The sequence below is a fragment of the Piscibacillus salipiscarius genome, assembly GCF_042685285.1.
GTDB classification, from domain to species: Bacteria; Bacillota; Bacilli; order Bacillales; family Alkalibacillaceae; genus Piscibacillus; species Piscibacillus salipiscarius.
In genome coordinates this window covers 285,598-296,266 of the sequence record NZ_JBHUMZ010000019.1, presented here as the reverse complement: position 1 = coordinate 296,266, position 10,669 = coordinate 285,598, and the positions used below count along the sequence as shown (strand labels likewise).

Below are 10,669 nucleotides of genomic sequence, written 5' to 3'. Positions count from 1 at the left end.
TCACCAGACAACTTCATTTGTATCACTTCTCGTTTGACTTCTTCTGGATAAAATCTATTTTTACCCATAAAGAAAAGAAAAACACCTCCTAAATTGTCGATTAATATTACATACGACTTAGGGGGTGTTTTTTCCTGTCTCATATTATTGGATCACTCTAAACTGCTAGAGGTTTTCTTATAAAGAGGCACTTCTATGTAACATGACTTTAATGTGACGTGATAAGACATTTGTAATGAATTGTTGTAGAATAGAAAATAAAGATTAATCAACTTGTTAAAAGGTAGGTGCATACCGTATGAGTTATAAAGTATTAGTAGTGGATGATGAAGAACCAATTGCAGATATTTTAAAATATAACTTAGAGAATGAGGGGTATGAAGTGGTTGTTGCTTATAATGGCCGTGATGCTGTTGAGCTAGCAGGTTCTGAAGACCCTGATATTATTCTATTAGATATTATGCTTCCTGAAATGGATGGTATGGAAGTATGCCGCGAAATAAGAAAAGAACACCATATGCCGATTATTATGTTAACGGCTAAGGATTCAGAAATTGATAAAGTCCTAGGCCTTGAATTAGGAGCAGATGATTACGTTACAAAGCCATTTAGTAATCGTGAAGTGGTTGCTAGGGTGAAGGCTAACTTAAGACGAATGACAGCAAGTGAACAAAGCCAAAACTCGTCATCAACTCCTAACATTAAAGTAGGGGCTTTAGAGATTAATCGTGAGAATTATTCTGTTACTCGAAATGGTGAACTGGTTGATCTAACTCACCGTGAGTTTGAACTTCTCTTATATTTGGCCAAGCATCTTGAACAGGTGATGACAAGAGAGCACTTATTAGAGACTGTTTGGGGTTACGACTATTATGGTGATGTTAGGACTGTGGATGTGACCATTCGTCGTTTAAGAGAAAAAATTGAGGAAAACCCAAGTAACCCTAACTGGATTGTAACTAGGCGAGGTGTAGGGTACTATATGAGGAACCCTGAGCAGGAGTAGATTGTTTATGAGATCCTTTTGGGGATTTTTTAAGTCCATTCAATTAAAGATGATTGTCGTTTATATTCTCTTGATTTTAATTACGATTCAAGTTATTGGGACGTATTTTGCTCAGCAGCTTGAAGATAAGCTGAGAGAGAATTTTACAGAATCTATAAATGATCGGGTTGAATTACTAACTTATAATTTAAGTCAGGTCATTCAGGTAGAAGATAGAACGGAAGATATGCCGTCACTTGAGAGTGATGTACAAACCATTATTAATGATTATTCATCTGAAGATATTAACGAGATTGAAGTCATTGATGAGAATAATCGCGTACTAGGTACGACCAACCCGCTAGAACAAAGCAATGTTGGTAAAAGAAATACTGAGACGCGAATTCAGCAAGCTTTAGCCGGCAACACTGACGAAAATATCATGTACAACCAGGATAATGGACATCGTACGCTCGTTATTTCTACGCCAATCTATCAGGATGAAAACTCTGATCAGATTATAGGTGCGATGAAAGTTGAGGCGTCAATTGAAGGTATTTATAGTCAAATGAACGAGATCATCCGGATATTTGCTAATGGAACCATGCTTGCCGTTACAGTATCCGCATTATTAGGGATTTTAGTTGCGAGAACGATCACAAAGCCGATTTCAGAAATGCGCAAACAGGCGAAGGTAATGGGGCAAGGTGATTACTCTCAGAAGGTTAACGTCTATGGAACAGACGAAATTGGCCAATTAGCAATTACCTTTAATGAATTAAACGATAAAATTAGAGCAGCACAAGCCTCAACTGAAGGCGAACGGCGAAAGTTGAGCTCTGTCCTAACGAATATGACAGATGGTGTCATTGCGACGAATGAGTTTGGCGAAGTGATTTTAATGAATCTTCCAGCAGAACAGCTACTTGGTATGACTCAAAAATCGTTCCAAGGCAAAACTTTAATTGAAATACTTGGTATTGAAGACGAAGTTACGGATATTAATGAGCTCAAAGATATGAAGAGTACGATTTTAGATTTAACTGAAGGTGATCGGCTTCTATTAGTCCGAGCTAACTTCTCTGAAGTGCAGGATGAAAATAATGACATGAGCGGGATTATTACAGTCATTAGTGACGTTACGGAGCAAGAAAAGATTGAACAAGAACGCAGAGATTTCGTAGCGAATGTCTCCCACGAACTTAGAACGCCGCTTACAACCATGAGAAGTTATTTAGAGGCCTTAACGGATGGTGAAACTTGGAAGAATGAAAATATTGCACCTAAGTTTTTGTCGGTTACTCAAAATGAGACAGAACGCATGATTCGCTTAGTTAATGATTTACTACAATTGTCTAAAATGGACAACAAAGATTATCAGCTACACAAAGAACGCGTAAATTATATTGATTTTATTCATCATGTCGTCGATCGATTCGAGATGAACCTTAAAGATAATATTACCATGAAAAGAGAAATTCCTAACCGAGATTATAAGGTTTGGATTGATAAGGATAAAATTATACAAGTTCTGGATAATATCATTTCCAATGCCATTAAATATTCTCCTGAAGGTGGAGAAATCGTTGTTAAAGTGGTTGAAGAGAAGCATCAATTGTTAACCAAGATTTCTGATGAGGGCGTTGGAATTCCTGAAGAGAAACTTGATAAAATCTTTGATCGTTTTTATCGTGCAGATAAAGCAAGATCTAGACAATTAGGCGGAACAGGATTAGGCTTAGCGATAGCTAAAGATTTAATAGAGGCACACGATGGAGAGGTATGGGCAGAAAGCAAGGAGAATGAAGGAACTATGATCACATTTAGGTTACCTCTCATGCAGAAAAAGAGGGGGCAGCGTAAATGATTGAACATATTAAGTCAGTCTTTCTATTTCTTCTAGTTGCATCTAGCCTCTTGTTAACCTACGCCTTATGGACCTATCAGCCTAATTTTGATCCGATTGAGCAAACGGATTACATTGATGATTCGAAGCTAGATGGTCGAGAGCAATCGATAAAAGAGGTTATTTCACCAGATCGAATCATATTGCATGATTATCAACTTCATAAGCAATTAAAAAGTAAACAGGAAGAAAATGAACTGTACCAAGAAATACTTACGTGGCAGTTTACATCAGGATTAAGGTTAGCTAATAGTGCCGATGTGATTGATTCTTATTGGCAGCTAAGTGAATCTGCGGATTTTCAATATATGGAGATTTTATATCCAGTCAATATCCCCATGAATTTAGTGGACCAGATCTTCACGGTCAATGTAGAGAATAATCGTTGGTCCAATTTAACGTTTAATAAAGTTTATTTACAAATACGTGAATCACAGAATAATATCCGTGTTATATTTACATCCGATCAAAAGGAGCAGCAGAATGTATTAATCGGAGAAATTCATTCCCAAAGTATATTGGAACGGGTAAATGAACTCATGGATCGGCAGGAAGGTATTGTACAGTTAGATCGTTATGACTTCGGGAGCGGTGTGCCTATTTATTTACCCTCAGGAGAAAAAACGGTTACAAATTTCACCTTATTACCTACTCAAATTGATCCGATATTAATGCGTAATGCATTATTTAGAAACCCATCTGTTGTTCGTTCGACGTCATCTAATCCGTTTAATGAAAGCAATCATTATACAGATGGAACAAGGGCACTTAAAACTTACCGTGTATTAAATAATAAACACGAAAGAATGGAGTTTATCAATCCATTATCATCTGACTTACAGCCATTAGATCCTATTGAAGTGATCAGACGAAGTGTCAACTTAACGAATGACCATTTAGGCTGGACAAATGAGTTTAATTTGGATGCGATTCGTCAAAAACCATTAAGCTCAGTACTGTACCGAATGTATTTTAATGGGTATCCGATTTACGATGAGATGAATGTGACAGTGATGGAGCAAGTTTGGGGCAGTAATGAATTAAATAAATTGAAGCGACCATTATTTAGTATAAACAATATACGAAATCGAGAGACAGTGTTAGCTTCTGGTGAGGCTGTTTATCAAACCTTACAAAATTTAAAAAATCAAATTTCTTTAGAGTCAATTGAACAAATTAGAATTGGATACACCTTAACAGCAAGTGCAAGTGATTCATCTGAAGTATTAACATTAAATCCAGAATGGTACATTAAACTTTCGGATTCATGGGTTCCAATTAGTGATTATAGCGAACAGCTTATGAATCAAGGGGTTGAGTAGATTGCAATGGGGCCAAATTAAAACGATATTTATTATAAGCTTCTTGGTTTTAAACTTATTTTTAGTACAAGAATTCTTAGATAAAATTAATACAACCACATATGACCCGTTAGAGAAGCAATCACCTATAGAAGAACAGCTATCGGCCCAAGGAATCACTTATGATTTGCCTGAAGGGGATTTAAAAGAGTCATACGTTTCAGCCCCTAGATATCAATTAACAGAAGAAGATATAACTGCTTTAGAAGGCTTTTCCGATCAGCAGCTCATTGGTTTGACTTCAAGTCAAAATGCTGTGTTATCGTTGGATACAGTCTTAGAAGGTGAACCATCCTTATTTAACATGGAAATTATCACAAGTGAATTTAAGAAGCCATTAGAACTAGATTTAGAAAATAATTTAAGCGGTTCAATAGAAACGATAAAATCCAATATTATAAAAGGCGATTCGTATGTATTCTGGAACCATTATGAAGATGAAAATGTCTTATTATTTTTCCAAAGACAAAATAATAAAACGGTATACTTTAATGACTCAGCTGCGTTAATTGTGTTATTAAACGAAGAAGGCAATGCCATTCAGTATAGGCAAACGATGTTAGATGATTTAGAGGACCGTCCAGATGAACAGACCATTACCGATCCGATCAATGCCATTTATAGTGTATGGTCTAACACAGTGACCGGGATCCCAACCGATAGTCACATCACATTAGACTTAGGATACCAGACACTTGTCCCATTAGATGATGGGGTGCAGGTGTTCGTTCCAACATGGGACGTCATTGTTAATGAGCAGAGTCATTTCTTTGTTAATGCTATGGAAGGGCAATATGTTCAGCATGACGAGATGAAGTTTGTGACAGAAAGAAAAGAAGCATTAAAGAGAGAAATACAAGAATTAAAATCGGAGTGAAAAAAGCATGGCACTGCATTTTAGTGTTTTAGCATCAGGGAGTACGGGTAATGCCTTTTATATAGGCACAAACAAAACAAAGTTATTAGTTGATGTTGGATTAAGTGGGAAAAAACTTGAAAAATTATTAGACGATGTTAGCGTAAATCCAAAAGAATTAGATGGAATTTTGGTTACCCACGAACATAGTGATCATATTAAAGGTGTTGGAATTGTCGCAAGACGCTACGGCCTTCCGATTTATGCGAATGAGAAAACTTGGCAAGCAATGGAGGCGCAACTAGGAAAAATTCAAGGGGATCAAAAGTTTCAATTTGATATGGAAACAGTCCAAACATTTGGAGATATCGATGTTGAAAGCTTTGGTGTGTCCCATGATGCTATTGATCCAATGTTTTATGTTTTCCATCATGAAGGTAAAAAAGTATCCATGTTAACGGATACAGGGTATGTATCAGAGCGTATGAAAAAGACAGTTGAAAACTCTAATGCGATTCTGTTTGAATCGAACCACGATGTTGGGATGTTACAAATGGGTGGATATCCTTGGAACATTAAGCGTAGAATATTAAGTGATAAAGGACATGTTTCTAACGAAGATGCTGCTGTAGCCATGTTAGATGTCATTGGAAATCAAACAAAACAGATTTATTTAGGTCATTTGAGCCAAGATAATAATATGATTGATCTAGCGAGAATGAGCGTTGAGCAAATTCTTCAGAAACATGATGCAGGTGTTGGAGAACAATTCACGTTAGAAGATACAAGTCCAACTAAACCAACTCCTATTTGTTACGTTTAATTACATGTGATGGTGAGGTGTCAAACTTGGGGTATTACGATGACCATATGAAAAGTGACAAACAAAAGCGTAGCTGGCTTATGCCAACCGTTATTGGAGCTTTATTAGGAGCAGTACTAATATTATTATCGTTGCCAATATTAGTACAAGCCAATCTTTTACCTTACGATTTATCAGAACAAAATGACGAAACGACTCAGCAGGCAGCTCCTTCCGGAGACGCAGAGAATAAACAAGTTAACCTTGAAGTAAGTTCTCAAATCACAGAAGTCGTAGATAATGTTTCAAATGCAGTAGTCGGTGTCGTCAACATAAAGCAGCAGAGTATTTTTGGTGGCTCCGAGTCTCAACAAGGCGGCGTTGGATCCGGCGTTGTTTACAAAAAAAGCGGAGATTCTGCTTACATAGTAACCAACTTCCATGTGATTCAAGGTGCTGATTCCGTAGAAGTTGTACTAAAAGATGAAGAGCAGATTGAAGCTGAATTAATTGGTGGAGATGTTTATACAGATCTTGCCGTACTAAAAGTCGATGCTAAACATATTGAGCAAGTGATTGACTTAGGTAGCTCAGATAACTTAAAAGTTGGAGAACCTGTCATTGCGATTGGTAATCCTCTTGGGCTTCAATTTGCAGGTTCGGTCACACAAGGTATTATAAGCGGTAAAGATCGTCTGATTCCTCAAGACTTTAATAATGACGGTAATGCCGATTGGCAAGCAGAGGTTATCCAAACTGACGCTGCTATTAATCCAGGTAACTCTGGAGGAGCATTAGTCAACATGGATGGACAATTAGTGGGTATCAACTCGATGAAGTATGCCTCAGCAAAACTAGAAGGGTTAGGGTTTGCGATTCCAATTGATCTAGCTAGACCACTTATTGAGGATTTAGAGGAAGATGGATCGGTGACGCGCGCTTATATGGGTGTTGAAATCTTCTCACTATCAGACGTTCCACAATATCACTGGCAGAATACTTTAAATCTACCTAATGATGTTGAGAGTGGCGTTATTATAGATGGTGTAGAAAGAATGTCTCCAGCTGATCAAGCAGGCTTACAGCAATATGACGTGATTGTACAGATGGGTGACACAGCAATAAATAATGTACTTGAATTAAGACAGTACCTATTTACAAAAGTCAGCCCAGGTGATGAAGTCACCATTACCTTCTATCGCGACGGTGAAAAACAAGAAAAAACGATTAAATTAGTCGCACAAAGTCAGTAACAAACATGCTCCGCTCAAGTGATTTGAGCGGAGTTTTTTAACATAAAACCCAGGTTATGCACAAGATTCACATACTTATGCACAAAATGTGAGTAAATATTTATTGTAAAAGGCATATCTTGTGTCAATAGTTAATTTTTTTACTAAATATGAGGCGAACATATGTTGATATGTTGATAAACCTGTGGATAAGTAGCGAAAATGTAGATAACTTTGTAGTTATTCAGTTAATTTAGGAACATACACACAGTATATGTGGATAAATAATCATAATTTGTGAATAGTTGAAGGAGGATTAGCGTGGACATCAAAATTATCTCAGTTGGGAAGCTAAAAGAAAAATACTTAAAACAAGGAATCGATGAATACATGAAGCGGCTAAAACCCTATGCTAAGGTCAAAATAGAAGAGGTACCAGACGAACACGCACCCGAACATTTAAGTGATGCAGAAAAAGAAGAGGTGATAAATAAAGAAGGCCGGAGGATTTTATCAAAGATATCCACAGATACATATGTGATCACCTTAGAAATAGAAGGCAAAATGTTAACATCTGAAGCTTTCGCGAAGAAATTGGACGAGCTTGCGACTTATGGAAAAAGCAAAATCGCGTTTGTGATTGGTGGGTCGCTAGGGTTAAGTGACGATGTGAAGAGTCGAAGTGACTTTGCGATCTCGTTCAGTAAAATGACTTATCCACACCAGTTGATGAGGTTGGTGTTACTTGAGCAGGTGTATAGGGGTTATAAAATTATGAGGAATGAACCGTATCATAAGTGATAAATGGTTAGGATTTAAAGTGTAGATTTATTTTTTCAAATTAATATAGGGAGGATTCGTTATAAGTAATAATGAAAGTACTCAAAAAAGTTGTTAGCAAGTAAAGAAGTTTCTATTGAGTCTTTTTACCTTATCTACTGGAAATATTGTTTTAATTGTAAGTTCTGATTAACTAAAAGTTACTTTTCTCAGAATTTAACATTTGAAACTTATTTTATTAATAAAATATTGACATGGAGTTAACTCCATCTTTTAAAGTGGTAGTAATAAAAGGTGGGGGTATAAGACATGGTTATTGTTATTTATGTATTAATAAGTTTATATGCAATATTAACTGGAATGGCAGGAATTATTCAATTGAAAGAAAATGAGGTTCAGTTTCGTTCAGTATTCTTTGTGGTTGTGTCTATTAGCATGTTAATCAATTTATTTACTCCAAATAAGAATAGTATGATTATTATGCTAATCGTCTTATTTATAATAATGCATATATTATCGATTACAGAAGGGATATTGACTAAGAGGAAACTTACATACAGTCATCATATTATTCGGTTCATATTCCATGTCATACTAGTATTACTGGTTTATAACTATATTGTATAGAAGGTGAATTGTCATGAAGATTAGCCAGATTGCATCATTCACAGGTCTCAGTAAAGACGCCATACGTTATTATGAAAAGATTGGCCTGCTACATCCAAAGATAGAAAAACATCATCGGGATTATAATGAACAAGACATCGAAGTAGTTGAAATAATTGTCAAATTAAAAGATATAGGTTTTTCCCTCAAGGAAATCAAGATGCTCTTAGATTGGTCAAATGATACTGATGAAAATAAAGAAATGACAAATGAGGAGATTCAAAATCTTAAACAAATAAAAGAGGTTTTCCGAAATAAGCAAAAGCAAATTATTCAAAAAGAACAACAAATAAAAGAAATAAAACAAGTATTGTCAAGAGCGGATAATAAAATTGAGTATCTGCTGAAGAAGAATATTCAATAATTAATTTTCGATGTTATCTTATCTATTACATTTAGTATAGTTGTGCCAAACTTACAAAAAACAATCCCCGTATGACATTACCGTGATACGGGGATTCGTGCGTTTTGAACCTTTTTATTCTAATTAAAACTCTACAAATCATGATCCGATTTTTGATTTTGTCTCGAATGATTCTGCTGTTTTACTTTGTGTGAGCCTTGCATCGGTTCGCCATATGGTTGCTTTGGACTTTTAGGTAAATTAGGTTCTTTTTGTTGTTTTGGACCTTTAGGGTTTTTGCTCATCTTCTAAAGCCTCCTTTGTTCAGTTATGAATAGCTTTTGAAAAGGTGAAGAAATCTATACTTGGGAAAGCGACATTCTAACCATCAATGTTTGTCACAAATTATTAGGTTTGCACTTAACGTAACTTGGGAAGATATTAGGAAAGTTAAGCACACATAGCTTTAATAATTTGTCATAAGAAAGCAGATACTAATTTTTAAAAAGGAGAGAACATAACTATGAAAATTAAAGCTGCCGTAACACCTGAAACAGGAAAACCTTTTAAGATGACTGACGTAGAGTTACCCGAAGTTGGCTCGAATGATGTCTTAATAAAAGTCGTGGCGTCTGGCATCTGTCATACGGATGTCTCAGGTAGAGACACAGGTATGGTTGATCCACCATCAGTTCTTGGCCATGAAGGTGCTGGGGTTGTTGAAGAAGTGGGATCTGAAGTGACAGAATTTCAAAAAGGAGACCATGTTGTTGTGTCATTTGCGAGTTGCGGTGAATGTGATAATTGTACTTCTGGTCACCCTGCACATTGTAGAAATTATGCTGAACTTAATTTGAGTAGTCATATTGATCAAGATACTAATAAGTTGGTTTCTAGATTTTTTGGACAATCTTCATTTGCGACCTATTCCCTTGTCCACCAACGAAATGTTGTAAAAATTGATAAGGATATTGATTTAGCTTTAGCTGCTCCACTGGGCTGCGGGTTGCAAACTGGAGCTAGTACGGTGTTAAACGTACTTAAACCTGAAGCGGGTAGTTCTATTGCCGTCTTTGGTGTTGGTGCTGTTGGATTAAGTGGGGTTATGGCTGCTAAAATTGCTGGCTGTAAAAACATTATTGCAGTAGACCTACATGATAACCGTTTAGAACTAGCTAAAGAGCTAGGTGCCACAGCTACGATCAAAAGTGGTAAAGATGTAGATATTGCAGGAAAAATTCAAGAAATCACTGGATCAGGAGTAGGAAATATACTCGATAGTACTGGTGTGGATGCGGTTATTGAACAGGCTATCTTATCATTAGATACGTTTGGAAAACTAGCGACAGTTGTAACAGATGATGGGTTTAAGCTTCCTCTAGAGATCTTAGCATTAGGAGGAAACAGTATCATTGGTACTAGCCAAGGCGATGCGGTACCACAGGAGTTTATTCCGCAAATGATTTCTTATTATAAAGAGGGCAAATTCCCATTTGACAAAATGGTAAAGTACTATGAGTTTGATGATATAAATAAGGCTTTTGAAGAATCGGAGAAGGGTTCAGTGATTAAACCTATTCTAAAAATTAATGATTAAATATTTAAAGATACTATATTATGAAATTAGAAAAACAGCTTTCTAGCAGCAATTTATAGTTGTTGGAAAGGTGTTTTTTCAAAATTTTAGTTGTGTGTACCTGATGCTGTAGCAGCTAGTTACACATGCGTTTTCAGAGAT

11 protein-coding genes are annotated in these 10,669 nt (G+C 36.2%); 10 read left to right on the top strand and 1 reads right to left on the bottom strand.

Annotated elements, in window-relative coordinates:
• The first annotated feature begins 298 nt into the window (after nucleotides 1-298).
• From yycF to ACFSW4_RS08445, 9 genes are all read left to right on the top strand, one after another.
• Nucleotides 299-1,006 carry a response regulator YycF gene (gene yycF / locus ACFSW4_RS08485; RefSeq protein WP_377328667.1) on the top strand — a complete coding sequence of 236 codons (708 nt, stop codon included), beginning with the start codon at nucleotides 299-301 and terminating at the stop codon, nucleotides 1,004-1,006.
• Nucleotides 1,007-1,013: 7 nt separating this feature from the next.
• The gene (gene walK / locus ACFSW4_RS08480) at nucleotides 1,014-2,852 is read left to right on the top strand and encodes a cell wall metabolism sensor histidine kinase WalK (RefSeq protein WP_054752886.1); all 1,839 of its coding nucleotides are present in this window, start codon (nucleotides 1,014-1,016) and stop codon (nucleotides 2,850-2,852) included.
• Nucleotides 2,849-4,213, top strand: coding sequence for a YycH family regulatory protein (locus tag ACFSW4_RS08475; RefSeq protein ID WP_377328665.1), 1,365 nt, complete (start codon nucleotides 2,849-2,851; stop codon nucleotides 4,211-4,213). The genes walK and ACFSW4_RS08475 overlap by 4 nt, the downstream gene beginning before the upstream one ends.
• Nucleotide 4,214: 1 nt before the next feature.
• Nucleotides 4,215-5,129, top strand: coding sequence for a two-component system regulatory protein YycI (locus ACFSW4_RS08470; RefSeq protein WP_054752880.1), 915 nt, complete (start codon nucleotides 4,215-4,217; stop codon nucleotides 5,127-5,129).
• 7 nt (nucleotides 5,130-5,136) lie between these two features.
• Nucleotides 5,137-5,931, top strand: a complete 795-nt coding sequence (locus ACFSW4_RS08465; protein ID WP_054752878.1) for an MBL fold metallo-hydrolase — start codon at nucleotides 5,137-5,139, stop codon at nucleotides 5,929-5,931.
• 26 nt (nucleotides 5,932-5,957) lie between these two features.
• A complete protein-coding gene (locus ACFSW4_RS08460) occupies nucleotides 5,958-7,163 on the top strand; it encodes a S1C family serine protease (RefSeq protein WP_377328663.1) in 1,206 nt (401 codons plus the stop codon).
• A gap of 300 nt (nucleotides 7,164-7,463) precedes the next feature.
• Nucleotides 7,464-7,943: a 23S rRNA (pseudouridine(1915)-N(3))-methyltransferase RlmH gene (gene rlmH, locus ACFSW4_RS08455; RefSeq protein ID WP_377328661.1), complete on the top strand. Its 480-nt coding sequence runs from the start codon at nucleotides 7,464-7,466 to the stop codon at nucleotides 7,941-7,943.
• Nucleotides 7,944-8,231: 288 nt separating this feature from the next.
• Nucleotides 8,232-8,549 (top strand): hypothetical protein, encoded by a 318-nt coding sequence (locus tag ACFSW4_RS08450; RefSeq protein WP_377328659.1) that lies wholly within the window; start codon nucleotides 8,232-8,234, stop codon nucleotides 8,547-8,549.
• Between the two features lie 13 nt (nucleotides 8,550-8,562).
• Nucleotides 8,563-8,952: a MerR family transcriptional regulator gene (locus ACFSW4_RS08445; RefSeq protein WP_054752876.1), complete on the top strand. Its 390-nt coding sequence runs from the start codon at nucleotides 8,563-8,565 to the stop codon at nucleotides 8,950-8,952.
• Between the two features lie 131 nt (nucleotides 8,953-9,083).
• On the opposite strand, the gene ACFSW4_RS08440 is transcribed toward ACFSW4_RS08445, so the two are convergent.
• Nucleotides 9,084-9,236: a small acid-soluble spore protein P gene (locus ACFSW4_RS08440; protein WP_054752869.1), complete on the bottom strand. Its 153-nt coding sequence runs from the start codon at nucleotides 9,234-9,236 to the stop codon at nucleotides 9,084-9,086.
• 218 nt (nucleotides 9,237-9,454) lie between these two features.
• Between ACFSW4_RS08440 and ACFSW4_RS08435 the strand changes: the two genes are divergently transcribed.
• A complete protein-coding gene (locus ACFSW4_RS08435; protein ID WP_054752867.1) occupies nucleotides 9,455-10,528 on the top strand; it encodes an NAD(P)-dependent alcohol dehydrogenase in 1,074 nt (357 codons plus the stop codon).
• Nucleotides 10,529-10,669 lie beyond the last annotated feature (141 nt).

Coding starts and splice junctions, on each gene's coding strand:
- ACFSW4_RS08445 (WP_054752876.1), top strand. CDS start 8,563: ATGAAGATTAGCCAGATTGCATCATTCACAGGTCTCAGTAAAGACGCC.
- walK (WP_054752886.1), top strand. CDS start 1,014: ATGAGATCCTTTTGGGGATTTTTTAAGTCCATTCAATTAAAGATGATT.
- yycF (WP_377328667.1), top strand. CDS start 299: ATGAGTTATAAAGTATTAGTAGTGGATGATGAAGAACCAATTGCAGAT.
- ACFSW4_RS08435 (WP_054752867.1), top strand. CDS start 9,455: ATGAAAATTAAAGCTGCCGTAACACCTGAAACAGGAAAACCTTTTAAG.
- ACFSW4_RS08465 (WP_054752878.1), top strand. CDS start 5,137: ATGGCACTGCATTTTAGTGTTTTAGCATCAGGGAGTACGGGTAATGCC.
- ACFSW4_RS08475 (WP_377328665.1), top strand. CDS start 2,849: ATGATTGAACATATTAAGTCAGTCTTTCTATTTCTTCTAGTTGCATCT.
- ACFSW4_RS08440 (WP_054752869.1), bottom strand. CDS start 9,236: ATGAGCAAAAACCCTAAAGGTCCAAAACAACAAAAAGAACCTAATTTA.
- ACFSW4_RS08450 (WP_377328659.1), top strand. CDS start 8,232: ATGGTTATTGTTATTTATGTATTAATAAGTTTATATGCAATATTAACT.